Below are 26,368 nucleotides of genomic sequence, written 5' to 3' on the forward strand. Positions count from 1 at the left end.
GGCTTGGGAGCTTATACGCCCATTGCTTCACGGATTGCTTCGATACCGTGTTCTTCTACGTAGCGAGCTACGCGCTGCTTTTTCTTAGCAGTTTCGTTGTAGTGGGTGAGGAAGCGGTTGAGAAGATCGAGAGCTTCTTCTTCGGTAAGATTGTCCGCGAGAGTATCTGCGATACGTGGACGGGAGCCGGAGTTACCACCGATAACCATAGTCCAACCTTTTTTACCGCCAATGAAGCCGATGTCACGGATGTGGCTTTCGGAACAGCCGATAGGACAGCCACAAACGCCAACTTTGATTTTAGCAGCAGTTTTGAGGGTGCCGATTTTTTCGGTAAGGGTTTTGCCGAGACCTAAGGAATCGCACTGACCCATTTTACACCAGTCGGTACCAGGGCAAGCCTGAATGTAGTGACCACCAATGCGGAATGGTACTTCTTCAGCTGCGTTTGCCATGTCTTCTTCATTAAGACCGATGAGCGCGATACGCTGACCGGAAGTAATTTTGAGAAGAGGTACATCGTACTTGTCTGCTACGTCTGCGAGCTGACGAAGTTCGTCTGCGGTTACAACACCGGAAGGTGGGGTGAGACGAATCTGATATGTTTCTTTGTCGCGCTGAATAAGTGCGCTTGCAGGTAATGTTGCCATGTGTGACTCCAATATATGATGGTACATACGAAAAATTACGTTTCGTTTGAAGCAAAGGATTCAGATAGCAAAACAGTTTTACCTTGTGCAAGGGAGAATTAGATAATGAATTTTGTCACGATCTAATGTTTGTAAAAACAGTGTGTTGTAAAATGTATGGTGGGTGGTCTTTTTGCGATAATGAATAAAATTGAATGAATGTTGCAATACAGAAACAAAAGTTACGCTTGGAATGGGATAACATTCAAGAGTGTGATCCTTGAATTGCTAGTTGAGATAACGTTTCATTTCGCTGGAGATCTGCCAGAAGCAAGAAAAACGGCGTAATATCAGAGGAAGAATACTACTTGGCGTTTGTTGAGAACAGGGGAAGACTTACCTCGTTAACCTCCTCACCTAACTTGTGTTCTAAATCGGGGCGGCATGTGGGTACCGCCCCTCATATGAGAATGTTTATTTAGATTTTTTGAAGATGATGAGCGGACAGTTTTTACATACATCCTGACCAGGGAAGCCGTCGCCAGGTTTAGTAATGGAAGAACTACCGAGATTTTCAATGCGTTCGAGCAGACGTTCGTAGGTCGCGATCATCTTTTCTCCAGGGATCATAACGTTGATTTCACCGCGTTCTGTTTTACCTGCGTTGTAGCTGCCGGAGCATGACGGAACCATGTTGAACTCGTTCGTAATATAAGAGAATACAGTGCCGCCACAGGCAGAGGAGTTCATGGTGATTGCAGGACGGAGAGGGTGGGTGTCCGTAGCCGCCATGTAGTCAACAGCAAGGTGATATGCCTGCATGTTATCTACATAGAAGTGAACAACGTCCGGAGTCTTAGTTGCGCTTGCGAGCGGCATAACAGCTATGCCGATCAACCCTTCAGGCATCTGGGATTTAGTTTCAATAAAACGCTTCGCTTGTTCAGGGTTGCGTGTGTATTTTGCGTGGCTTTTTACTTCTGCTTCATCAAGACCTTTCCAGCCGAAGCTGTAATGAGCGTTGGAGCAATAGAGCATTTCTTTTGTGCCGTATACGTTTTGACCTTTCATGCGTGCAGCAATTTCCCACTGGCAGTAAGTCATTGGCTTTACTGGTACGTGTACTTCGTTCTCTTCGAGGTACTTATCAGCTTCTGCCTGATCATAGAAAAATTTGATTGCAATCGGGTAGTGATAGAGGCGCATTTCGCGCATCAGGGTTGCTTGCATTTCTTTAAAGTCTACGGACATGATTCTTCTCCCGTTTGTTTCTTGTGAAGATTCAGTCATTCCACCAAGGTAGGTGGTTGATCTCGTTGTTTTGTGAAAGTGGAATTTCCAATGCGGCATGTAGCCAGCAAAGAAAGCTGAAAAAAGAAGTAAGTCACATTAATTCACAAGCAAAGTCTATTTTTTCTTAGTCTAGGTGTTGAATTTTGTGATTTTATTCACATGTCGTGGTTTAAGATTGTTGAATAACAGTTTGTTATTCTTTTTTTATAAATAGATAAGTGCTGTGCATAGAATAAAGAAAGGCGAATTCCAGCTCAACCCCTCTCCGTTTTTTGCTTGTAACCGGTAGAGTTGCTTTCAGACTCTGTACGAAATTTGCCGCTCTATAGTATGATGGAACATCGTATGTCGGTGTGACAGTGTGTGCAGGTAGATAAATGAGTATGGGGTAAGAGAAAAGGAATATTGAAATGCATGAAACAAGAGTCGGTAGCTATGAAACTCCATCACGTTTTCATAAAGTGTTTCGTCCTTGGGGAACGTATCAAGTCATGGGGGAAGGTCCTCGATATCAGGTAAGGCGGCTCACGGTATATCCCGGACAGGCTCTGTCCTTACGGAAACATTATCATCGGGCAGAACATTGGATTGTGGTGCGTGGTACAGCGTTGCTTACTTGTGGTGATGAAAAAAAGTTACTGACAGTAAGTGAGTCAAAGTACGTCCCTGTTGGTATGGTTTACCGCTTGGAAAATCCTGGTAAGTTGAATCTCGAAGTCATTGAGGTGCAAAGTGGTGAATATGTAGGTGAGGACGATATTGTGCGGTTATGATCGTGCGCATATGCGCATCTCGCAGTTGTAGAGTGCTTAGGTAAGGACACGAAAGGTTCTTGAAGAGGACAGGAGAGTATTTTCCCCTGTCCTTTGGTACAATGTTTTTTTTGATGCTTGGTCGTAGGTTATTTTTTCGGTTTATTCTTTAATGGGTTTGAAGGACCGGATAATGGTTTTTCGCTTTGTGATCCTTTTGGAGGGTATTCAAGTTTATCCAGCAACTCTTCTCGGCGTTCTTCAGAAAAATCAGGGAAGGGGAGCTGCCCTTTTGAGCGCCATTTTTGAACTTCAGATTCAATATGTTGGCATTGTTCCAGGTTCACTTCATTGTCTCGACTGGTATAGATTGTTTGTGAAGGGAAGGCTGTGCTGCTTCCTGATTCACTTATAATATCTTCGATTCGTAGAAAAATATCTTCCTGAATAGCAAGAAACGTATTTTGATCTTGGCAATTCAGGTATGCGAAGATTTCAATGTCCTTGGAAAAATCGCCGTATCCTATAAAACGGACTCGAGCAGGATTTGGTGTAACCTTTGGGTGACCTAGAAGTAGCTCGCGTAATTTTATCAGTATCCACCGCATTTGCTCAGGCGTTGTCTCGTCACGAAGTTGAATAACCGTATTGAAAAGTCGTTTGTCGCGTAATTGCAAGTTTTCCAGAGCCATCTGTGCCAAGTCAGCATTTGGTACGGTGATTATGGTCCTTTCACTTGATCGGATTCGTGTGGAAATTAATCCGATGTGTTCCACAGTGCATTGTTTGCCATTGTAACGACATAAATCTCCTACTTTAATTGGCTTGTTAAAAAGCAAGGTTAGGCAACCAATAATATTCGCAAAGGTATGTTTAGCTGCCAGTGCGACAGCTAAGCCACCAACACCGAAACCTGCCAATAACGGGAGCATATCGAGACCGAGTCTTTGGCCTCCTTTGACTATAATTACACCAGCAGCAACGGCTCCGAGGACACGTGAAGTTAATTTTAAGATAGTGGCATTGAAACCTTCTTTAGCCATGAGCGGAGAAGTTGTGATGGTTTCTGCTGCTGCGTTGCAAAACGAGAATGCAGCCCACGCAGAAACGAGAATTAAAAGGACCTTGCCTCCGGTTACAACAGTAACCAGAAGATCACCTGTAAGGTTGGCTTCTTTAGTTAGAAAATAAACACCTATGTATGTTGCTGAGATGATTACGAGAGGGAGTAATAATCTCAGCCAGTCTCGGAGTGGTCTTTTTTGTGATTTTGCTGGAACCCATATAAAACGGAAGGCCATGTAGGTTGTTAAGAGTATGAAAGCAATGCTGAACGCTAAGGCAAGCCATTGCCAAAGAGGATGTTTCCCGTATGCTTTTTTTAATGAGTCAGGAAAGTTGTTAATTAACGTGCTTAAGAGATGGGCCTGAGGAACGAGAACTCCAGGGGTTGAGATGTAATGGTTGTAAAACCCTTCCGTTTTTTCGGGAGGGATATATTCTTCTGGAGATGCTGCTGTTAGGTAGTCTGGGCGGTATGGATGGTCTTTGATCTGTTGATAGAAATGACGAAGGCGCCTCACAGTCTCTGCGCTAAAAAGAAATTGCCCTTGTCTTTCTCCTTCTTTTATCTCTACGATTTCAATTTCTGTGTTTGGAAAGCGCCAGTGGTATTGATATGATTTTCCATGAATCTCTTTTTGAGAGGCCAATTGTGCTGTCACCATGGCGGCATCTGGGACAAAGTCAATCTGAGGAAGAGGAAGGCGGTCTATAATTTCTTTTAGTAGCAGTACGGACTCAATGCCGACATCCTCACGATGAGCTACAGGAACGTCGTGTAGGTCTAGCGTATCAATAGCCCGTTCAAAAAGATCATCTGCAGCCTGTTGTGCTTCCAGGATTTTAGCTTTTGTCATTGTGGAGTGTGATTGATTGACTTTAGTGATGATCGCGAAGGCACGGTTAACACTGTCAAGAAACCCTTCCAACGTACTGCGGGGACTTGAGGTGTCAACTGGTCTTAGCCGAAAGCGAGCCTGCCTTTCAAAGCTGTAAGCAGTATGTTTACCATTTATGATTTCGTTATAAATACCCGCTGTGGAATTTGTTTTGTATGGTTCCTGTTTAATTCGTTTGTAATACTGCTTAAGGTTTTGAACAGTTTCAGGTGAAAAGAGGAATTCGCCACGTCGTGGTCCATTGGCAATTCGAACTATCTTGATTTTAGTGTCGGGGATTGTCCACGTTGTAAGGTAGGTTGCTCTGACTTCAGCGGCATCCGGTATTTTATCGTCAGGTGGTAGAGAGATGCGATCCAGAATTTCTTTGAGCATTATAATTCGCTCAATTTGAACCACCGTCGTGGAGTCTTTTGGGGTAGTCGAAAAATCCAGAGTATCTACGGCACGTCGGAAGGCTTGATATGTTCTTGGGCTGTTTGATTTTTTTCTCCAGCCGTCAATAGCGATAGTTACGTTGGCTAAGAAGCTGTTTAGAGTTGCTCTAGGGCTTGAAGTGTCGGGCGGGCATAGTGGGTTAGGAGCCGGACATGACTTGGTTTCCAGAGCCATACTTGGCGTCTGTTGTATAGCAATGAAACTGCTTATGAGAAAAATGAATAAAATTTTCTTTAGGGTGCTGAGGTTGGCTAAGCTTGTTATTGGCATCATTTCCTCCGCTTATATGTAGGAAGCAAATCTGCGTTGATGGTTACCTTGTAAGCATAGCACAATGTGTTGAGTAGTACATTGCTTTACGTGAGGATCTTGTAACCCTCATTGTTAATGGCGCCCTTTAATTAAGATTAAAAACAAATTGGTGGATTGGTAGGGAGGCTGAGGGAGTGTAAGTTACCAAACTGTAAGCCCCCTCTTTGTTTGTAGTTAGGCTTAAATTGAGAGAGCCTCTCTTAACTATTGAAGATGGCTACGCAGCATTGGGATGTTGAGCTGTCCAGTAATGGATCTTAGTTCCTGTTTCGTTTGGACCTGTTTTGATTGGTATATAATTTCTGAGGGGGGCTCGAAAATGTGGTTTGCTTTTAGGACTGCACCAATGATCTGTTCTGAGGTGGCTGATTGTTTTTCGGAAGCTGTTGCGATGATGCTAATCAGGCTTAATCCTATCATTGGATAAGTTGACGATGTTTGAGAGAGTTTGCCCTAAAGTGTCCGCTAGACCCTTGGCATTTTAAGTCTTTCACTGATTCGTTGACGTTTTCAATGTTAACATTGATAGTCGATTTTACTTCATTTGTTGCAGTTATGTTTTTTCGGCAAGATTACGGGCCTCGTAAGTAACAATGGCAAATCCATGTCCTGCATCTTCAGGATGAGCTGCCTTAATGGCGGCATTCAGGGTCAGAAGGGAGGGCGGTGTTATCGGAACCTGCTGTCATGACTTCGCCGATGTATCAGGCCCGTTTTGCCAGTTCTTTCATGTTGTTTTGTTGTGTATACAACACAAACTGCTTCACAAAAATGTGGCAGGATCATCCGCGCGCTGTTCAGGAAGATTAGCCCTGTTTGTTCTCTTCTCTAGGTGCTCTACCGGAAAGGAACGGTATCACTATCTCAAAAGTGCTCCCCTTATGTTCAGTACTACTTACAGATATTTCCCAGCCATGTTCGTCGACGATTTTTCTGACCGTACAAAGTCCCATGCCCACCCCATCAGGAAGAGAAGAAAAAAATGGATCAAAAATATAACTTACAGTCTCTGGACTCATTCCTACGCCATTGTCCTTGATTTTAAGTATACAACCCTCTCCAAGTGGCTCAGCAGTAATTGTTATGTGGCAATCTTCATTTCTGAACACTACAGCATTCATCAACAACTCTTGCAACATGCGGACAATGAGGTCCCTATCTGCCTCAATCCTCAGATCGTTAACATTAACACTCAGTGTTGCAACGTCTGCAAAACTGATTTCTTTGGACGCAAGCTTTTTTTCCGTTGCAGCATATGCTTCGTCTATAACCGGCTTCAGCAATAGATCCTCTTTCGCTCCACGCGAGAGTGAGGCAAAGTCGGAAACAGAAGCTACCATCGCTTCCAGTCGAGAGGCCTCTGTTCGAATGGTATCTAGATGCGAAACAACATCTTCTCCAGCCATAAGTTCCCTGACGGCAATATTGGCAAATCCTGCAATACTCATGGTCCTGTTACGAATCTGATGAGCAACAGACATTGCCAGCTGTAATAGACGGTTACGATTTGTCTCTATTGTCTTTAAATCTCGGAAGGAACGTAATGCAGTGGTCATAGTGACAAATAGCTTTTGCGCTGTCAGTTCTGTTTTTTGCTTATAGTCATTAATATCCAGTTCAGAAATAACTTTATTCTCAGGAGCCTGCCCAGGCTGTCCTGTGCGTAAGATAATTCGGGTAAATGGATTGTTTAAATCCTCACGGATGCGTCTTGCGACCTCCAAACCGGCATGATTATCTTCCATCACGACATCTAAAAGCACTACGGCTATATCTTCAGTATCCCGTAACAGCTCTAAAGACTCCTTGCCGCTATAGGCACTAATTAAATCAAGTTTGCGTCCCTCGAAGGTAAAATCATTAAGAACGAGGCGGGTAACGGTATGAACCTCTTCTTCATCATCCACAATAAGTATTCGCCACCGCTGCGGTTCTCGAACGGCTGGCTCAAACTCTTCCTCATCAGCAAACAATAGATCTTCATCAACTACCACAGGCCACACCCCCTTTTAGGCTTAACTCTCTGTTTCCGGCTTAGGCGATATTGGAAACGTAATAATAAATCTGGCACCTTGACCGGGTTCACTTTGACATTCAATAACTCCATTGAGCTTATGTTTTATAAGATTCCACACAATATGCATACCGAGCCCAGAACCGCCACTGCCCATTTTTGTCGTAAAGAATGGTTCAAAAACTCGCTGTCTTTGCTCCGGTGTCATGCCTTTTCCATTATCTCGGTAATCAATGCAGATGTTCCCATTAGTACGCTTCAAGACAATTTCCACAACACCATTTTCCATTTCTTCAAAACCATGCACCAACGAGTTGCTTATCAAATTCGACATGATTTGCATAATTACACCGGGATACGTCTTAACAATAGTTCTCTCGGTATCTCCTTCGGCACGCAACTCAACGGAATGCGATGAACGTTTCCAACGTGGACGTAAGCTTGTAAGCACTTCGCCTAGATAACTGTACAATTCGAACTCGCGTAGCACTTCAGAAGTCTGGTCTACTGCGACCTGCTTAAAGCTTTGCACCAAGCTGGCAGCCCGACGCAAATTAGTGACGGCAGCAACCAAGCCCTCATCGGCAACCTGAATAAACTGCTCAAGTGTTGAACGTTTGAAGCTTCCTGCCTTGTACTCCTCTTCAAGCTTTGCAAGGCGTTCTTGCAGGTAGGTAGTACTCGTCAAACCGATGCCTAACGGCGTGTTAATTTCATGAGCAACTCCGGCAACCAAGCCACCAAGTGATGCTAGTTTTTCAGCTTCAACCAACTGCTGTTGTGCGTTTCGCAAATTCGTTAAAGACATTTCCAGCTCGGCAGTGCGTTGTTGTACGCGCTCCTCCAGTTCCTGGTTTAGCGCGGCCAGCTCGGCCTGTGTGTTTTTGAGATCTGTAATATCGGTTATGAATCCCTCCAGCACTGCCTCTTCTTCTGCTTCCTCTTCTACTTCTTCCACATACCGTCCCCGTTCTAATACGTGGCGCACTTCGCCTGTTGAAGACCGCAGACGATATTCAACAGTAAAACTATCACTGTGCTCAAGTTGTTTATTAATAGTCTTTCTGGCTTTCTCTCTGTCGTCACTAACAATAAGTGACGAGAAAGAAACACCTCCATCCTCCAGCAACTCTTCAGGAGAATATTCTACAAGTTCCTTACTCCCATCACTTACGAAGCGCATAAGCCAATTGGAACCGAACACGCTTCTGTATGCCATCCCGGGCATATTTTTTAACAGAACAGAGAATTGCCTGCGACTTTTACGCAATGCCTTTTCAACAACTCTTCGCCGTGCAATATCTATCATCTGAAGAAGGACAATAATAAAAAGGACAAAAATTAAGACTCCAACTATAATAATATATTTTCGATACAGCTCAAAAAATGTAACGGGGCGGTCCAAGATGATACTTCCCTCAGGCAAAGAGTCTTCAGCAATATTCCAACGCTGCAGTTCAGGATAGCGGAACATGAACTTATTTGCGCCAGTACGAGCAATGGGGATACTGTTAACGTTTGTTCCCGCCAAAATACGCTTTGCCATTTTTGCAGCCGCCTCTCCCTGATAGTATCCGCTGATTACATCTCCTCCGATAACGCCTTTGCGTAAGTTGAACGCCAAAAGACAGTACACCGGAACCGGCGTATCTGCCGTAAGCAGTTCACCGACTTTTTCAAATGTAAAAAACTGCTGCTTTTCGCTATCCCTGAAGTAGACCCCGAGTAGAACAGCGGTGTCTTTCTCCAGCGAGAGCAGTTTCTGGCGCAAACGGCCAATAGGCTCTTCAACGTTATGTTCAATGTCCACCCGGCCTTCAAGCCCCATGAGCTCTTTTATAATATATCGTCTCCAGCTTTCACCTGTCTTCAAGTAATCATTAATCACGAATATTTTTTTGATATTAGGATGGTTGCGGAGCATTAGCTCTACGGTGGTACGGGGGGAAGGCCTTTCTTCAATTCCAGTAAAAAATGAAACATCCTCCAGCATGTACGGCTTGAAATCCGCTACACCACAAAAGACGACGGGAATATTTGGCCATAAATCGTCACGATGGAAGCGCAAGAAATCAAAAGCATAATTGTCTGAAGAAATAATGATGCTAAAAGAAATGCCCTTATAACGCTCCGCAAGCAGTTTTTTGTAAGTGAGAAAATATTCCCTTGAGAACACCATCTTGGTGTCCATATTTTCAATATGGATTACCAAATTGTTCTTTTCAGGCTCCAACACATCAATCACTGCGCGGGTGATATTTTCCACCCATTTCATACGTTGGTGATATGAGTTCAGCAGCAGAATATGTCGTGGTTCATTCTGGGCATATAACGATGAAGGCAGCATGACCGAAGCAGTCCAGATCACTCCCAACAAAAATAAATAAACAGAGAGTTGGCATCGTTTCATTCCATCACCCCTCACAGTCTATGATTCAGGCTCTAACCAGTGTACGTTATACACACAGTCATCCCATGATTATTGCATTCAAAGCATTTTCCATTCTTCGTAAAATTGAATCTAAAAAACGGTCCTACCAGATAGGTAGGACCGTTTTGTGATTAACTTTATATGGAGTGAGATTATTGGCGATGTCGTGAACTCGAATAGGGTGAAGTTGTACTTTTCCCAAGTGCTTTCATTGAACCGATCGTAATGACTTTTTTGGCAATAATTATCGAGACAGTCTTCTTGGTATTACCTTTTTAGGGAACAAGTGATGGCATGTGAGTTGGTGTGTTTTTAGGGAGGCAGGCATGGTTAGGCTATAGGTAGTTGTTCTGCCGCTGACCGATCACGATGAGTGTGTTTAGAACTCTCCTTAGACTGTCTTTAAAATCGCTGGAGAGATTTGTTTTGTTCTGCAAACATGCTAAGTTACTGTTACGAATTTCTGTGATAAAGATTCTAGCTTCCGCAGCTAGTTTTTTGGCGTAACGTTTTGCATGACGCTTGTTGTTCGTTCGGAGGTTAAGTTTGGCAGTTTTTGTCTGGAAGAGGTCGTGAAGATCTGAAGTGTAGTGTAGCGAGAAAAGTAGGTTGTTCTTTGTACGATAAGGTAATTGCTCATCACTTTTCCTTTTGGGATAAACTGGGTACAACAAACATCGAATGTGTACTCAGTTCGGTGATGAACGCAGGCGATTTGATCTATAGAAATAAAAAAAGCCCTGCAAAGCAGGGCGGTAAGTTCGATGGCGGAAGCGTATAGGAGTCGAACCTACCTAGGACATCACTGCCCTACACCGGTTTTGAAGACCGGACGCCACACCGGTGACGAAACGCTTCCTTTTGTAGATAGTCTTTAACCTTGGGCGTTCTAGCAGGAAACAGTCTTAGGCGCAAGATGAAGATGAAATTAGTACAATGTTCAATGTAAATTTTGAAAAAGAGCGTTTCTACCATTGTCAAATCGCGTTCGAGTAATTAGAAATATAAATTCGAGTAAGAAAATATATTTGAGCAAGTAAATTAAATCCGATTCTAACTTCGGAGGGTAAAATACCTTGAACCAGTTTTCCCGGAACTTGATTCTCTGGGCTGTCATCTCCCTACTCATGGTTGTATTGTTTAACATGTTCAGCCAGCCTCAAAACTCGCAGACGAAAGTCAGCTACACAAAGTTTTTGGAGCTGGTGGATAAGGGCGATATTGCTGAAGTTTCTATTCAAGGACAAAAGCTTGTTGCTAAAGAACATGGTGGTAGCGTTGTAAATACTTATGCTCCAGAAGATCCTAAACTTGTGGATCGACTTGTTGGTAAGGGTATTGTTGTTAACGCTGAACCTAGCGAAGATTCTCCGTGGTACATGACCTTGCTTGTATCATGGTTCCCAATGTTACTCCTTATTGGTGTGTGGATTTTCTTTATGCGCCAGATGCAAGGTGGCGGTGGAAAGGCCATGTCCTTTGGTCGTTCTCGTGCAAGGCTTATTACACAGGAACAGACAAAAGTTACTTTTGCTGATGTTGCCGGTGTAGATGAAGCTAAAGAAGAACTTAGTGAAGTTGTAGATTTTCTGTCTAACCCGAAACGTTTTACCCGCCTTGGCGGACGTATTCCTAAAGGTGTTCTGCTTGTAGGCCCTCCGGGTACCGGTAAAACATTGCTTGCGCGTGCTGTTGCAGGTGAGGCGGGAGTTCCGTTTTTCTCTATTTCCGGTTCTGACTTTGTTGAAATGTTTGTTGGTGTTGGTGCATCACGTGTTCGTGACCTTTTTGTACAGGGTAAAAAGAACGCACCATGCCTTATTTTTATCGATGAAATTGACGCAGTAGGTCGACAGCGTGGTGCTGGACTTGGTGGCGGTCATGATGAACGCGAACAGACTCTTAACCAGTTGCTCGTAGAGATGGATGGTTTTGAATCTAATGAAGGCGTAATTCTTATTGCAGCAACAAACCGTCCAGACGTTCTTGACCCTGCATTGCTTCGTCCGGGTCGTTTTGACCGTCAGGTAACTGTTCCTGTACCGGACGTAAAAGGTCGTAAGCGTATTCTGGAAGTGCATGCACGTCGTTCTCCGCTTGCTGCCGACGTCAATTTGGAAACCATTGCGAAAGGCACTCCAGGCTTCTCCGGTGCTGATCTGGAAAACCTTGTAAACGAAGCTGCTCTTCAGGCTGCTAAGGAAAACAAGGATCAGATTAATATGTTCGATTTCGAACAGGCCAAAGACAAGCTCATTATGGGTAAGGAACGTCGCAGCATGGTTATGAGTGAAGAAGAAAAGAAAATCACTGCGTACCACGAAGGTGGTCATGCTCTGTGTGCTAAGCTTCTTCCTAAAGCTGATCCGGTTCATAAAGTATCCATTATTCCACGTGGACGAGCACTTGGTGTTACCATGCAGCTGCCGGGTGAAGACCGCTACGGCTATTCTCGCTCCTTCCTTGAAACCAACCTTGTGGTACTCCTTGGTGGTCGAGTAGCTGAAGAGATTATCTTTGATGACATTACCACCGGTGCAGGTAACGACATTGAGCGTGCTACGAAAATGGCTCGTAAGATGGTTTGCGAATGGGGTATGTCCGAAGCTATTGGTCCTCTTAATATTGGTGAACAGGGTGAAGAAGTATTCATCGGTCGTGAGTGGACTCAGTCCCGTAACTTCAGTGATGAAACTGCACGCCTTGTAGATGCAGAGGTAAAACGTATTGTGGATACTGCACGTACCACTGCGCGTCAGCTTATTGAGGATAATATTGATATTCTCCATAAGATTGCAGAGTCTCTGCTTGAGAGAGAAACAATTAGTGGTGCTGATATTGAGCTGCTTATCGATGGCAAGGAACTTCCACCTCAGGAAGATACAAATGGTACTGTTGCTGCTGAAGTAGAGAAGCCGGAAGATACTCCGGACGCGTTTGCTAAAGCTGCAGCTGCATACAGAGACCAGCAGCCGGAGCAAGCTGAAGATTCCGGAGATTTTATTCTCGGAACTGAGGAGCAGGCAGAAACTGCGCCAACAGCTTCTGAACCGGAAGAAAAGAAAGCATCTGAAACTGAATCTCCAGAAGAGAAAAAGTAATAATGAAGACCCCGTTTTCTTGGGAAGTACGAGGGGGCAGGTCCTTAGGCCCTGCCCCTTTTTGTATTTTTGGAATTGTGAATGTGACTCCGGATTCATTTTATGACGGCGGTGAGTACAACTCTGTTGCGGCGGGTATTGCTCACGCTCGCAAGCAGGCGGCAGCCGGAGCACATGTTTTGGATATAGGCGGTGAATCTTCACGGCCGTTTGCTGACTACGTTTCTCTCGAGGAGGAGATTGATCGAGTTCTTCCTATTGTTGAGGGCGTAGTGGGTGATTGCTCTGACGATGAACTTCCGTGGGCTGTTTCTGTGGATACTTATAAAGCGGGTACGGCAGCAGCTGTTTTGGAAGCAGGCGCGCATATAATTAACGATATTTCTGCATTTGAATTTGAGCCGGAATTAAGGGACGTAGTTGCGCAGTTTAAGCCGGGGTATGTTCTCATGCACAGTCAGGGAAAACCTGATAAGATGCAGGTGGCACCAGCATATGATAACGTGGTTGACGATATTCTGGCTTTCTTTGAGCGTAAGTTGAAGGAGTTGACCGATGCAGGGATGCCGGAGACCCGTATTATGATCGATCCAGGTGTCGGTTTCGGGAAAACGGTAGAGCATAACGTAACAATATTGCAAAATATTGATCGCTTCCAAAGTCTAGGTTTTCCTGTCCTAGCTGGAATTTCAAACAAATCTATGTTCGAGAAGTTGTGCGGTGCGCCGAGTGGTAAGCGTGAAAACTGTACGCAGGCAGCAACAGCTATTCTCGCTTACAGGGGAGTTGAAGCACATCGGGTTCATGATGTGGCTAAGACTCGTGAAACTCTTTTGCTTGCAGAAGCACTACGAAGTTAGAGGTAGGACACAGCGTGTTTTCAATGGATACATTGGGATATATAAGTATAACATGGCGTGATGCTATTGATATAGCCCTTGTTACTCTGTTGATCTATCAGGTTATGATAGTGATCAGGGGGACACGGGCTGTTTCGGCTATCTATGGCCTGTTGTTGCTTATCGCTGTGTTTGCTTTTTCGGAGTACTTCGGCTTTTACACACTGCATTGGATCTTGCAGCAGTTTCTCAGTTCCTTCTTTCTTGTTGTTATCATTCTTTTTCAGGACGACATCAGGCGTGGCTTGTCCAATATGGGGGCGCGTAGTTTCTTCAAAAAAACAGAGATTGAAGACTCTTTTCTTGATGAAATAATTGGTGCTGCCATGAACATGGCGAAACGCCGTATCGGCGCACTTATTGTGTTGGAGCACCATGTGCCGTTGGGTGATCTAGCTCAGCGTGGTGTCTTGATTGATTCTGAAGTGTCAAAGGAACTATTAGTAACCATTTTTCAGGTCAAAGCACCACTTCACGATGGTGCAGTGATAGTTAGGAATGGTCGCGTGGCAGCTGCAGGATGTATTTTGCCTCTTGCTGTGGGAGAACAAGATAGACCTGAGTATGGTACACGTCATAGAGCAGGGCTTGGGGTCACAGAAGAAACCGACGCTATTGCCGTTGTTGTTTCAGAGGAGCGCGGGGATGTTACTGTGGCTGTTAACGGAAGATTAACCAGTAATCTTGATAAAACACGCTTGAAGCGCGTGTTGCGCAATCTTTTGGAGCGGTAATTCATGGGAGTGAGTTGGCGTCACTTACTTTTAGCTTTTATTATGGCATCCTGCTTATGGGTTGTCATCTCAGGCCGTGAGCAAGTTGAAATTTGGGAAAAGGCATCTGTTGAACTTAAGGGGATGCCGGAGAACCTGACGCTGTTGAGTGGATTACCTCCAGAAGTTGAAATCAGAGTGCGTGGTCCTAAGGGATTGATTCGAACGATTACTGATAGAAAGCTGACGTATGTTCTTGATCTTTCTAAGGTCAGCCCAGGGCTTAATGTTCTACCAATTCAAGCCAACGGTATCCGGTTAGGAAAAGCGTTTGATGTGGTAGAGCTTCGTCCGTCTCGACTAACTTTGGAAGTGGACAAGCTGGTTCAAAGAAAATTGCCAATTGTTCCGCGCTGGTCAGGAGAATTGCCGACAGATTTATTTGTGGAATCCGCGTCTGTTAAGCCACAATTTGTTATAGTGCGCGGTCCTGATTCAGAGCTTGCAGCGTTAAGCGAAGTGGAGGCTGTTACTCCTGCTCCAAACAAAAAAAATCCGGGAACTGTCACTCTTGATGGGACTGTTGCCTTGTCGCTTCGAGCCAAGGCCACTCCTGCTGTTGTAGAAGTAACGTATATTCTTGGATTGCGTTCAGAGGAAAAGACAATAACACGAAATGTTGTTGTTATCCCAAAGGCCGGATTTGATATTAAGTTGAGTCAATCTGCCGTTAAGTTAACGATTGAAGTGCCTGAGTCATTAAAAGCTAACAGTACGTTAATAGAGGCAGTCCGTGTTATTTTGGAGTTACCGGAAGGTATTGCCCCTGGAGAGTATCAACTCCCATACCGACTGGAGCTACCAGACAGGATTCAAGTTGTGGGCTCAGATCCTGAGACCTTAACCGTGACTGTCTCTGCAAAATAATGTAGGCAGGTAGCGCTCTTTCAAGATTCCCCTTTCGTTGATAATAATGCTGTTCTGCGTTACATAAATGTATTCAAGCTGTTGCAGGTTTAGTACGTTGTATTCATTAGATTCCCGTCATCATGGTTTTACGTACATATACTGCTCGTAGATATCTTCAATAAAATAAAAAAACAGGAGCTTCCATGGGAAGACGCTTGTTTGGAACGGATGGAATGCGCGGTACTGTGAATCAGTATCCGATGGTTCCCGAAGTCGCCATGCGTTTGGGACTTGCAGCAGGAACAACCTTCCGAACCGAAACTGGACGAAATAGAGTTGTAATCGGTAAAGATACCCGTCTTTCCGGATATGTTTTTGAAAATGCCCTGACCGCTGGTTTTTGTGCGGCAGGTATGGATGTATACCTTGTTGGACCGATGGCGACACCAGCTATTGCTTTTCTGACGAGGAACATGCGTGCATCTATGGGCGTGGTTATTTCTGCTTCACATAACCCGTACCATGATAACGGTATTAAGTTTTTTGATTCATGCGGTTACAAGCTTGCAGATTCTGTTGAGGAAACTATCACAGAAATGGTGCTTAATCCGGAACATGAGTGGGATTACCCAGCACCGGATAAAGTAGGCCGTGCGAAACGCATTGATGATGCGGTAGGTCGCTATATTGTTTATTTAAAAAATAGTTTTCCGACTAATCTGACCTTGGAAGGAATGCGCATCGTTCTTGATTGCTCTAATGGCGCAAACTACAAAGTCGCCCCCTTGGTTCTTGAAGAATTAGGAGCAGAGGTGATTCCTATTGGGGTGAGCCCAAATGGAGTGAACATCAATAAAGGTTGTGGCTCCCTGTATCCTGAGGTCATGGCAGAAAAGGTTCGTGAAGGGCATGCAGATATTGGTCTTGCTCTTGATGGTGACGCTGATAGGCTGATTGTTTGCGATGAGCATGGCACAGTGCTTGACGGTGATCAGATTATGGCCATTTGTGCCAAGGATATGATGGATTCAGGCACATTGGTAGATAACACCCTTGTTGCAACCGTCATGAGTAATATGGCGTTAGAAGTGTTCATGCGTGAACAGGGGGGCAAATTGCTGCGCACCCCTGTAGGCGACCGCCATGTTGTGGAAGCTATGCGGAATACACAGGCAACCATGGGTGGTGAGCAGTCTGGTCATATGGTATTTATGAATCATGGTACAACAGGTGATGGTCTGCTTGCAGGGCTTCAACTTCTTCGTATTATGCGTCAACAGGATAAACCGCTTTCTAGTCTTGCTGGCCTGCTTGAGTTGTACCCTCAGGAACTCATTAACGTTCGTGTTGAGCGAAAGGTGCCTTTTGAGGAATGCCCTGCTTTGCTTGAAGATGTAAAGAAAGCAGAGAATGAACTTGGTGATAACGGACGAGTTCTTTTACGGTATTCCGGTACAGAATCTCTTTGCCGTGTTATGGTAGAAGGTGAAGATGATGAGCAGGTAAAACGTCTTGCCTCATATCTTGCAGAGTCTGCCCAAAAGAACTTAGTATAGCATTGGACGTGTTATGAATATTCGTAAAGTAGTTGTTCCAGTTGCCGGTTGGGGAACCCGATCTCTCCCTGCTACTAAGAATATCCCGAAGGAAATGCTCCCTGTCTACAATAAACCTGTTGTTCAGTACATTGTAGAAGAAGCTATTCGCTCTGGTCTTGATGATGTTGTTTTCGTTACCAACCGCGAAAAAAAAGTTATTGAAGACCATTTTGATAAGAACCTTCAACTAGAAGGTTTATTGAAGCGCGCTGGAAAAGAAGAGTTGCTTCGCACTGTGCAGGACGTTGCCCAGATGGCGAATATTATTTCCATTCGTCAGAAAGAGCAGTTGGGATTAGGCCATGCTGTTCTTTGTGCTAAGGACCTCATTAATGAGGATGCCTTTGGCGTAATGCTGGGTGATGACCTCATATTTGGCATGGAGCCTGGGTTGAAGCAGCTTATTCAGGTTGCAGCAGCTGAGCGTCTTCCAGTTGTTGGTGTGATGGAAGTTGAAGCGGATAAGGTCGACCGTTATGGTATTGTTGCAGGTGAAGAGATTGCTCCGGGAACCTATCGTGTTACTGATCTTGTTGAAAAGCCGGCAATTCAGGATGCTCCATCTCGTTTGGCAATTGTAGGCCGATATGTGCTTACACCAGATATTTTCCCTGCACTTGAAAAGACCAAGGCTGGAGCAGGTGGAGAAATTCAGCTGACTGATGCTCTTCGTACTGTTGCTAAAGAACGTGGTCTTTTGGCTGTTAAAATGCGCGGTATGCGTTTTGATGCAGGTAACTGGGCTGAATATCTTACTGCAAACATTTATTTTGCCTTGCAGGATGATTCAATTCGTGATGATCTAATCAAACACTTAAAACCGCTTTTGCCATAGCTGAGTAGTTGAAGTATGAATTTAAAAAAGGTGGTCTTTATGATCGCCTTTTTTCTTTTAGGAACACCATTCAATGTTAGCAATTTCTCTTTTGAGTCCACCTTATGCCACTTTAAGCTATGCTACTCCTGCATGGCTTGATATTTCTGTATGGAAGTGCGGGCAGCGTGTCATTGTACCGCTAGGAAAAGGGGGAATGCTTCGGGCTGGGATTATTGTTTCAATAGATGATAGTTCGGTAAAAGACGGTGTGGTGTTGAAGGAATGTCTGTGGCCTGCAGAACGTGAGCCTTTGTTGCAGCCTGAATATCTTGCAATGGTCAAGCAACTTGCATTGCGTCATGTGGTCACTGAAGGTGAAGTACTTGGCGGCTTACTGCCGGCTGGACTCCGTACTACAAAAATTAGATTACGCGTGCTAGATGGTGGAAAACCCCGTACCATGGCTATGCGTGATGTTGCCAACATGTCTGATATCGAGCGTTGTTCTCTCGGTGTATTGTGGGCGAGTAATGCTGTGGAAGTGTTGGACAGCACGTTTGATGCAGAAGAACAGGAATTATGCAGCCTGCTCGAAGACCCTCCGTGGTCAGTGCGGCCTTCTGCAAAGCGCCAAATAGAGGTACTTGATTTCCTCTATGATAAAGGCATGTTGTCACGGAAACGTTTGTTGCAGGAACTTGGTTCTGGAGTTTCTGCAGCATTGAATACTTTAGCAGAGCGTGGTTTGATTCGTATTGGTCCTCGCGAAGAAGGAACATGCGAAGCTTGTCAAGATGATGATCCAGAGTGCTTTTTTGAGGCTGATGAAGGGTTCGTTCTATATCCTGAACAGCAGACTGTTTTTGATGAATTTAGCGCCTTGATGCATGCTGACGGGGCAAGGTCTGCGTTGCTGTACGGAATTACAGGGAGCGGTAAGACCGTCGTTTATCTGGAGTTGGCTGCAGAAGCCTTGGCTAACGGGCGCTCTGTAATGCTTCTTGCGCCGGAAGTTGCATTGGCTTGTAAGCTTGAACATGCTGTGCACAGCCGTTTCCCTTCTCAAGATTGTTTTTTTTATAATGGGTACCAATCTCCTACTGAAAGAGAGAAGACATTCAGAACATTGGCGGAGCGAACCGCCCCTTGCATCATAGTAGGAACTCGTTCGGCACTTTTTTTACCTTCACCGACTTTGGGATTGATTGTTCTGGATGAAGAACATGATACCTCATTTAAACAGGATGAAGGACTAGTTTATCAGGCAAAAGAAGTTGCTTACTATCGTGCACAACAAAGTAATGGGCTACTCTTGCTTGGTTCGGCAACCCCTGATGTAAAAACTTTCCATGCCGTGCAGCAAAAGGCCGTATCTATGGGCGTGATGAGAGAACGAGCAGGAGAGGGGGAGTTGCCGGAAGTCTCATTGCTGAATATTAAGAATATGAAGCGGGCTGATGGTATTCTTGCTGCGGAAACCAAAAGACAGATCAGAGAAACTGTGGAGCGTGGCGAACAGGTTGTTATTTTGTTGAACCGTCGTGGCTACTCTCCGTTAATGTATTGCCTCGACTGTGGACAGGTTGCCCGTTGTCCGCATTGTGAGGTCGGACTTACCTACCATAAAGAACGTGAACGTTTGATTTGTCATTATTGTGGATATTCTGTTACTTATCCTGTTGTATGTTCAAAATGTAAGGGGCTTCACTATCTTCCAATGGGGGAAGGAACTGAAAAATTAGAAGAATATCTTGCCGAAATCCTTCCGCCTGATACAAAAATTTTACGTCTGGATAGAGATTCAACCCGCCGCCCCGGTAAAATGCAGCGTATTCTTGATGCGTTTGCAAATCAGGAGGCACAGGTACTTGTCGGAACACAAATGTTGTCCAAAGGACATCATTTCCCGAACGTGACTCTTGCTGTTGTTGCTGATGGCGATCTTGGGTTAAACCTTCCTGATTATCGCGCTGCAGAACGGACGTTTCAGTTGCTTGTTCAAGCTTCAGGACGTGCCGGACGTGGTGAGAAAGCAGGTCGCGTTCTTATCCAGACACGTGACCCTGAGCACTACTGTTGGCAGTTCGTTGGTAGTGCAGATTACGATGGGTTTTATGCAGAGGAAATCGAGCGAAGACGGAAACGAAAGTATCCTCCATTCGTTAAATTAGCGCTTGTCCGTGTCAGTTATCCACTGGACTGGAGAAAAGGAATGGAGTGGGTCGAATCGTTAACCGAAATTGCAAGAGCGCTGGGTAAAGAGCATAACGTGCGTGTGCTGGGGCATACGCCATCGCCATTACCTGTTCTGCGTGGTAGAAAGCGCTTCCAGTGGACATTAAAGTCTGATGGTTGGGTCAGTATACGAACATTGTATTATGCTATGCGTAAGGCAGTGCCGCGTGGTTCGAAGCTGAGACTTTCTCTGGATATTGATCCTGTGAATATGTTGTGAGGAGCTAACTATGATTTTTGTTGTGTCTGCCTGTGCAGCTTGCCCGTTTTATCTTTCTGATAATGGTGGTAACTGTAGTGGGCGTTTCCCGGAATTAAAAGTGGTTGATGTTGATCCAGAATCAGCTAAGCCGGAATGGTGTCCGATAAACGGCTCAGCATTACGCGTAACTGAGTCTGCATCAAATAACACTGGCTTACCGGCGATCGCAGTTGATGAGTGTGATGAATGTCCTTTCTTTTTTAAGAATGAAAAGCGTCGTTGTAATATAGCTAACCCGAAAGGGCGTCCGATTTTAACAGATGGAGAGCGCCCAGTCTGGTGTGTGTTGCGCAAGGAAGTAGTTGTGATTCGAGGCAGTTAATAGTAATAAGCGTGTAACTGTTTTTTTATCAGAAAGTACGAAGGCAGGGAGGATACTCCTTGCCTTTTTTAATTCCGTTAACAATTGTGAAGAGTGTGATACTAGATGCTGAGTTCGTGGGTGGCGTAGGTGTTTGATGTAGTTAGGTAAGTAGCTTGATAAAATTAGTTATTTCAGTATAAAAATGTAAAAAATGTTGCCAAGTGTAAGTGTTACTACTATAGCTCCTGTAATTTATTTTTTGAGTGAGTAGCAAATATGGCAGAGGGGCCTTGCTGCTTGCTCTTTTGCATGTCTTAAGGGGAAACACTGTTCAGTTTTTGTATCTGCTTGAAAATACTGAACAGGGTGCTGAACAGGCACTTAAAGACATGCTAACTACGAATTCGAGGGGAAAATAATGAAGCGACATTTCCTGTCTATTGTTGCGTCTTGTGTTCTGCTGTTAGCTGTTTCTACTTCTGCTTCAGCAGCTGGCTTTGCTCTGTATGAATGGAGTGCCCGTGGTAACGCTCTTGGTGGTACGCTTGTCGGCCGTGCTGATGATCCTTCTGCCGTTGCGTATAACCCTGCTGGTCTTACCCAGTTAGAAGGTACCCATCTTGCTGTCGGCTCATCATTTGCTTCTCCTATTGCAGAGGTGGAAACAACTGATGGTTCTGGTGCCACTACTACGGCAAAAAGTAACGATGCACTGTTTCCAATTCCGCATTTTTATGTAACTCACAAAATCAACGACAAATGGGCGGTTGGTTTTGGTGAATATTCCCGTTTCGGCCTTGGCTTCGGCTTCGATGACGACTGGGCTGGTCGCTATAACGTATATGATGCGAAAATTATCAGTCTCTCTCTGAACCCTAACATTGCATACAAAATCACAGACCGCCTCTCTGCAGCCGTTGGTATTGAGTATGTCTATGTTGATGTTGCTATTAAGAAAGCATATCCAACAGGTGGAAGATCCAAACTTACTGGTAGCGGTGATGGCGTTGCGGTGACAGCTGGCCTTCATTATAAGTTAGATAAATGGCGTTTTGGTGTTGGTTACCATAGCCAGGCTAAAGTTGATGCTACTGGAGATACTGATATTTCTGGATCGACTCCAACTATGGGGTACTTACCAGACGGAGAGTACGATACTGATGCTTCTATCGTGCTTCCTGATATGATCAGCTTTGGTATTACTTACTACCCGATTGAAGAGCTTAGCATTGAACTTGCTGCTGTAAATACCCGTTGGTCTACTTACAGAAACTTTGACCTGACTCTCGATACTCCATATGGTGACAAACCAGTTTTCCAAGAGAAAGATTGGAACGATGTATGGCGCTTCAGCCTTGGTGCAGAATACGACATCAATGAAAACTGGACAGTTCGCGGCAGCTACACCTATGATGAAGCACCTGAAAATAGCCGTTATGTTGACTACATGATTCCAGCAGCTGACCGCCATCTTATTGGTGCTGGTGTTGGTTACAAAATCGACAACTGGACTATTGACCTTGCGTACACCTACATCATCGCTGAGAGCGTTAACTACGATCATTCAGAAGCTCCAGGTACTTCTGACGGTAAATCCAAAAACGGCGTAACTCACATTGGTGCAGTTACCGTTGGTTACGCATTCTAAGTTGCGGTAGTCAGATAGGTTCTGTTCCCTATCTATAGTTGCAATGGTGACCGGCTCGGGGTAATTCCAGAGCCGGTTTTTTTGTTTTTATAATGAGGAAAAAAATATGCATGTTGTACTGTTTGAGCCGGAAATTCCGCCAAATACCGGCAATATCGCTAGGTTATGTGCGGCAACCACAACTGATTTGCATTTGATTGAACCACTTGGCTTTAGCCTTGATGATAAATACTTGAAGCGGGCAGGCTTGGACTACTGGCCGCATGTCTCGGTTTCTGTCTGGCCAGACTGGGATGCGTACATTGAAGCTGTCGGCCATAAGCATAGACACCTTATGGCAAGTTCTAAGCGGGGTGTGGCTGTGCATGAAGTTGCGTATGATGAGAACGATGCTTTAGTATTCGGACCGGAAACCCGAGGGCTGCCAGACCACTTGATGGACAGATATCCAGACCATGTTCGAATTCCTATGTGGGGTGAGGTTCGTAGTCTTAACCTTTCAACAGCTGTTGGTATTGTTCTGTATCAGGCTTTTGCCTCAACTGGAGTACTAAACGGAAAGTAGGTGTGTATGGAGCTTTTCTGGATTCCGTTGGCTGCGTTAGTTATTGATGCAATCTTTGGTGACCCGAGATCATTTCCACATCCTGTTCAGCTGATCGGGAGTATGTTGAATAGGCTCGAAAAAACAACACGTAAGAATTTCCCTAATAGACTTGGCGGCGTCCTTTCTTTGTTGATTTTGTTGCTACTGGTCTTTATTGCTGTGAGCTTCTTCATTGACCTTCCGTATGTTGGCTGGGTGTTCGCATTATATTTTGCGTGGTCTGGCCTTGCCCTAGGCAGTTTGCTTAACGAGGGGACTAAGGCTGTTCAGGCCGTATCTTCCGGCTCTATTGAAGAGGGACGTAAAGCTGTTTCGATGCTTGTGAGCAGAGATGTATCTGAATCCTCTGAAGAAGAGTTGTATAAAACCCTTGCGGAAACCCTTTCTGAAAATTTCAACGATGGTATTATTGCTCCATTTTTCTGGCTTATCCTATCTGGTCCCGTTGGTCTGTGGTTGTATAAAGCAACTTCCACAATGGATTCCATGTGGGGATATAAAAATGAGAAATGGATTGATCTTGGCTGGGCAGGTGCAAAGTTTGATGACCTCTTAGCGTATGTGCCTGCGCGTTTTTCCGCTATGTTTCTACAGAGTACTGCAAATTTAGCAGGGCTAGGTTCGGGACGAGGTGCTTGGGATAGTGTTGCCCGCGATGCTGCTAAAATGGAAAGCCCGAATGCTGGATGGCCTATGGCGATGGCAGCTCATCTTTATGGCAGACCTATGGGCGGTAGGGCTGTATATTTTGGCAAGATAAAAGAAAAGCCTGTACTTGGTGCTGGTGATGAAGCGTGGGACCATCATTCCCTTATTCAACTAATTAAGCATATTCGTCTTGCCGCGATTTTTGGATGCGGCTTGATGTGGCTCATTGTTACGCTTCTGCGGCTGGTATTTTAAAGGGATTAAGAAGAATGATTGCATGTTTTTTTAGCAGGATACTATATTGCTCCCTAACCTAGCGATCCATTTAGCCTATCTAAGGTACCAAATCGTAATGTAGAAAAAAGGGCGGTCCCAATATACGGACTGCCCTTTTTTGTTGCTTAAATACAAAGTTGGAGGGAGAGGGAAATCTAGGCGACTTCCCCTGCAGCGTTTCCTGATGCCCATGCCCAGTGGAGGTTAAATCCACCAAGGTCGCCGAGTACATCCAGTACTTCGCCTGTGAAGTACAGCCCCTTACAGAGCTTGCTCTCCATTGTTTTTGACGAAACGTCATCAGTATCAACGCCACCGCCTGTCGCTTCAGCTTTTTTCATCCCTTCTGTACCTGTTGGTACAATTGTAAAGGCGTGAATACAGGAGTGTAGTAACTGCAGGTCCTTCTTACTGAGTTGAGCGATTTGTTTTTCACCAATTTCTTTTGGAATGAGTGCAGATACCAGCCGTTCTGGGAAATTTCGGTTTAGAACAGTTTTCAGCAATGGTTTTGATCCTGCTTCTTCCAGAATGTCGTTGAGGTTTGCATAAGGAAGAAAATCAATTTCAATAGCGTCCCCTTTTTTCCAGTGAGCAGATATTTGAAGGACGACAGGGCCGCTGATGCCTTTGTGGGTGAACAGCATATTTTCAGTGTATTTCTTGCTGTTACAGCAAATAGATACAGGCAAGGCAATGCCTGACAGGTTCTTAAGTTTCCAGTTGGACGGCATCATCAACGGAACTAACGCCGGAAATGTTGGGATGATTTTATGACCGAATTGACGTGCAATTTTGTATCCCGCATCGGTTGCCCCGACTTGCGGCCAAGCGCTGCCTCCCAGGGCGACAATAAGTGAGTGTGCCCGGTGCAGCGAATTTGTTAACTTGACCTCAAAAAGGTCATTATTCTTTTGCACGTTTGTAATTTGATCGGAAAAAATAAAGCGTACATCTTGTTCAAGACAGTCATTGTAGAGTGCGTCTGTAATATCCGCAGCGCTTCGAGTACAGAAAAGCTGGCTGTGTTCACGCTCCTCCCACGGGATGTTATGGAGGGAAAGGTATTCAACCATATGCCAGGGAGTAAAGCGTGCAAGAGCTGATTTACTAAAGTGTTTGTTTTTACAATGGTAGTTCGCTGGACTTATGTCTATATTAGTAAAGTTACATTTGCCACCGCCAGCAATCAGAATTTTACGTCCGGCTTTACGAGCATGGTCAACGACCAGAACCTTGCGGCCTCTTTTCGCAGCTGTGAGTGCGGCCCAGAGGCCGGAAGCGCCTGCTCCTAAGATAATTACGTCATGTTGATTCATGCGTGCTCCTGAAAATATGTGTTGGTTCTGCTTACATGAAGCCACAGGGACGTATACTGTTATGTTGCAATTGTCACGTTATCCTCTGAGGTGAGCACTATGCCGATTTATGAGAACACATTGTATCCTGCTCCGTTTTTTTTACCTGGTGGACATGCACAAACGTTATATCCTGCGTTGTTTAGGACGTTGGATTTGCCCGCCTGTACTGTTCAACGAATAACGACACCTGATAATGATTTTTTGGATATCGATTTTCACTATACAATTTTTGGCAGTCCTAAAAGACGGTTAGCTATTGTTTCGCATGGATTGGAAGGTAATTCAAAACGTTCTTATGTGAAAGGAATGGTCAGAGCGTTGGTTCGGGCTGGATGGGATGCAGCTGCATGGAATTTCAGAGGGTGCAGCGGGGCTCCGAACAGACAGCTCTACATGTATCACAGTGGCGCGACAGAAGATTTGCAGTCTGTCGTGAATTATTGCGTTAAAAAGGGGTATGAAGAGATAGTCCTTATTGGCTTCAGCATGGGCGGAAATCAAATTTTGAACTACCTTGGCAACCCTGACCATGTTGTTCATTCCAGTGTACAGGCTGCAGTTGTCTTTTCTGTTCCGTGTGATCTGGTCGGGGCTGCTAAGGCTATGGATAAGCCAGCTAATGCCATCTATCTGAAAAATTTTATGCGCACGTTGAAAGAGAAGCTTGTTCAGAAACACGAGGCGTATCCGGAAATGGTGGATATACGTAACCTCAATGATGTCAAAACGTTTAAAGATTTTGATGAGGCATATACTGCTCCCTGGTATGGCTTCAGAGATGCCCTTGAATACTGGGAAAAAAGTTCAAGCGTGAAATTTCTGGACAGGGTGCGTATTCCTACTTTGCTAATTAGCGCTCGGAACGACCCTTTCCTTTGGCCGACCTGTTATCCAACCGGTCATGCTCATCGCAGTAAGTATTTTTATCTTGAAACTCCGGCGGATGGAGGACATATCGGTTTTGTCCGTATTGCAGATGACGACTACTACTGGTCTGAAATTCGTGCTGTAGAGTTTATAGGGCAGGTGATGGGGAGCGTTTAGCGTACTAAGCGCAAAGAAAGGGAAACACTACAGTTTTCCGATTATATTTTGCTTTTTAATAAAAAGGCCGCGAAGTAATGTACTTCGCGGCCTTTATTGTATTCAACAAGAAGAGT

Annotated in this window: 20 protein-coding genes and 1 tRNA gene; 13 read left to right on the forward strand and 8 right to left on the reverse strand. The window is 44.8% G+C overall.

Annotated features, from left to right (window positions below):
• Nucleotides 1–11: 11 nt before the first annotated feature.
• Together BUR09_RS00300 and BUR09_RS00305 are read right to left on the reverse strand one after the other, a co-directional pair.
• A complete protein-coding gene (locus BUR09_RS00300; RefSeq protein ID WP_074214977.1) occupies nucleotides 12–650 on the reverse strand; it encodes a nitrite/sulfite reductase domain-containing protein in 639 nt (212 codons plus the stop codon).
• 453 nt (nucleotides 651–1,103) lie between these two features.
• Nucleotides 1,104–1,880, reverse strand: a complete 777-nt coding sequence (locus tag BUR09_RS00305) for a DUF169 domain-containing protein (RefSeq protein ID WP_074214978.1) — start codon at nucleotides 1,878–1,880, stop codon at nucleotides 1,104–1,106.
• Nucleotides 1,881–2,332: 452 nt separating this feature from the next.
• Here BUR09_RS00305 and BUR09_RS00310 point away from each other — a divergent pair, with 452 nt between their 5' ends.
• The gene (locus BUR09_RS00310; RefSeq protein ID WP_074214979.1) at nucleotides 2,333–2,695 is read left to right on the forward strand and encodes a cupin domain-containing protein; all 363 of its coding nucleotides are present in this window, start codon (nucleotides 2,333–2,335) and stop codon (nucleotides 2,693–2,695) included.
• A 128-nt stretch (nucleotides 2,696–2,823) separates the two neighbouring features.
• Here the strand turns inward: BUR09_RS00310 and BUR09_RS00315 are convergent, their stop codons facing one another.
• The 5 genes from BUR09_RS00315 to BUR09_RS00335 form a co-directional block, all read right to left on the reverse strand.
• Nucleotides 2,824–5,247, reverse strand: a complete 2,424-nt coding sequence (locus tag BUR09_RS00315; protein WP_175565963.1) for a mechanosensitive ion channel family protein — start codon at nucleotides 5,245–5,247, stop codon at nucleotides 2,824–2,826.
• 691 nt (nucleotides 5,248–5,938) lie between these two features.
• Nucleotides 5,939–6,058: a methyl-accepting chemotaxis protein gene (locus BUR09_RS16620; RefSeq protein WP_139296734.1), complete on the reverse strand. Its 120-nt coding sequence runs from the start codon at nucleotides 6,056–6,058 to the stop codon at nucleotides 5,939–5,941.
• 133 nt (nucleotides 6,059–6,191) lie between these two features.
• Entirely contained in the window at nucleotides 6,192–7,379 is a 1,188-nt protein-coding gene (locus BUR09_RS00325) for an ATP-binding response regulator (RefSeq protein ID WP_139296712.1), read from the reverse strand.
• 21 nt (nucleotides 7,380–7,400) lie between these two features.
• On the reverse strand, nucleotides 7,401–9,809 hold the full coding sequence (locus BUR09_RS00330; RefSeq protein WP_084539268.1) for a sensor histidine kinase: 2,409 nt from the start codon (nucleotides 9,807–9,809) through the stop codon (nucleotides 7,401–7,403).
• Nucleotides 9,810–10,595: 786 nt separating this feature from the next.
• A tRNA-Sec gene (locus BUR09_RS00335) sits at nucleotides 10,596–10,689 on the reverse strand.
• A 217-nt stretch (nucleotides 10,690–10,906) separates the two neighbouring features.
• Between BUR09_RS00335 and ftsH the strand changes: the two genes are divergently transcribed.
• The 11 genes from ftsH (at nucleotide 10,907) to cbiB (ending at nucleotide 23,826) form a co-directional block, all read left to right on the forward strand.
• Complete coding sequence (gene ftsH / locus BUR09_RS00340) at nucleotides 10,907–12,931, forward strand: ATP-dependent zinc metalloprotease FtsH (RefSeq protein ID WP_074214983.1); 2,025 nt, start codon at nucleotides 10,907–10,909, stop codon at nucleotides 12,929–12,931.
• 2 nt (nucleotides 12,932–12,933) lie between these two features.
• Nucleotides 12,934–13,791, forward strand: a complete 858-nt coding sequence (gene folP, locus BUR09_RS00345) for a dihydropteroate synthase (RefSeq protein WP_074214984.1) — start codon at nucleotides 12,934–12,936, stop codon at nucleotides 13,789–13,791.
• Between the two features lie 23 nt (nucleotides 13,792–13,814).
• Complete coding sequence (gene cdaA, locus BUR09_RS00350) at nucleotides 13,815–14,564, forward strand: diadenylate cyclase CdaA (RefSeq protein ID WP_074215753.1); 750 nt, start codon at nucleotides 13,815–13,817, stop codon at nucleotides 14,562–14,564.
• Between the two features lie 3 nt (nucleotides 14,565–14,567).
• A complete protein-coding gene (locus BUR09_RS00355; protein ID WP_074214985.1) occupies nucleotides 14,568–15,470 on the forward strand; it encodes a CdaR family protein in 903 nt (300 codons plus the stop codon).
• Nucleotides 15,471–15,655: 185 nt separating this feature from the next.
• Nucleotides 15,656–17,008, forward strand: coding sequence for a phosphoglucosamine mutase (gene glmM / locus BUR09_RS00360; RefSeq protein ID WP_074214986.1), 1,353 nt, complete (start codon nucleotides 15,656–15,658; stop codon nucleotides 17,006–17,008).
• A gap of 13 nt (nucleotides 17,009–17,021) precedes the next feature.
• Nucleotides 17,022–17,885 (forward strand): UTP--glucose-1-phosphate uridylyltransferase GalU, encoded by an 864-nt coding sequence (galU, locus tag BUR09_RS00365; protein ID WP_074214987.1) that lies wholly within the window; start codon nucleotides 17,022–17,024, stop codon nucleotides 17,883–17,885.
• Nucleotides 17,886–17,958: 73 nt separating this feature from the next.
• A complete protein-coding gene (gene priA / locus BUR09_RS00370; protein ID WP_074214988.1) occupies nucleotides 17,959–20,322 on the forward strand; it encodes a replication restart helicase PriA in 2,364 nt (787 codons plus the stop codon).
• A 10-nt stretch (nucleotides 20,323–20,332) separates the two neighbouring features.
• A complete protein-coding gene (locus BUR09_RS00375; protein WP_074214989.1) occupies nucleotides 20,333–20,686 on the forward strand; it encodes a hypothetical protein in 354 nt (117 codons plus the stop codon).
• A 400-nt stretch (nucleotides 20,687–21,086) separates the two neighbouring features.
• On the forward strand, nucleotides 21,087–22,316 hold the full coding sequence (locus tag BUR09_RS00380) for an OmpP1/FadL family transporter (RefSeq protein ID WP_074214990.1): 1,230 nt from the start codon (nucleotides 21,087–21,089) through the stop codon (nucleotides 22,314–22,316).
• A 106-nt stretch (nucleotides 22,317–22,422) separates the two neighbouring features.
• Nucleotides 22,423–22,881 carry a tRNA (cytidine(34)-2'-O)-methyltransferase gene (locus tag BUR09_RS00385; protein ID WP_074214991.1) on the forward strand — a complete coding sequence of 153 codons (459 nt, stop codon included), beginning with the start codon at nucleotides 22,423–22,425 and terminating at the stop codon, nucleotides 22,879–22,881.
• A gap of 6 nt (nucleotides 22,882–22,887) precedes the next feature.
• Nucleotides 22,888–23,826 (forward strand): adenosylcobinamide-phosphate synthase CbiB, encoded by a 939-nt coding sequence (gene cbiB, locus BUR09_RS00390; RefSeq protein WP_074215754.1) that lies wholly within the window; start codon nucleotides 22,888–22,890, stop codon nucleotides 23,824–23,826.
• A gap of 176 nt (nucleotides 23,827–24,002) precedes the next feature.
• Here the strand turns inward: cbiB and BUR09_RS00395 are convergent, their stop codons facing one another.
• A complete protein-coding gene (locus BUR09_RS00395; RefSeq protein ID WP_074214992.1) occupies nucleotides 24,003–25,166 on the reverse strand; it encodes a BaiN/RdsA family NAD(P)/FAD-dependent oxidoreductase in 1,164 nt (387 codons plus the stop codon).
• Between the two features lie 99 nt (nucleotides 25,167–25,265).
• Here BUR09_RS00395 and BUR09_RS00400 point away from each other — a divergent pair, with 99 nt between their 5' ends.
• Entirely contained in the window at nucleotides 25,266–26,252 is a 987-nt protein-coding gene (locus BUR09_RS00400; RefSeq protein WP_074214993.1) for a YheT family hydrolase, read from the forward strand.
• The last annotated feature ends 116 nt before the right edge of the window (nucleotides 26,253–26,368 follow it).

Source organism: Halodesulfovibrio marinisediminis DSM 17456, from assembly GCF_900129975.1.
GTDB classification, from domain to species: Bacteria; Desulfobacterota; Desulfovibrionia; order Desulfovibrionales; family Desulfovibrionaceae; genus Halodesulfovibrio; species Halodesulfovibrio marinisediminis.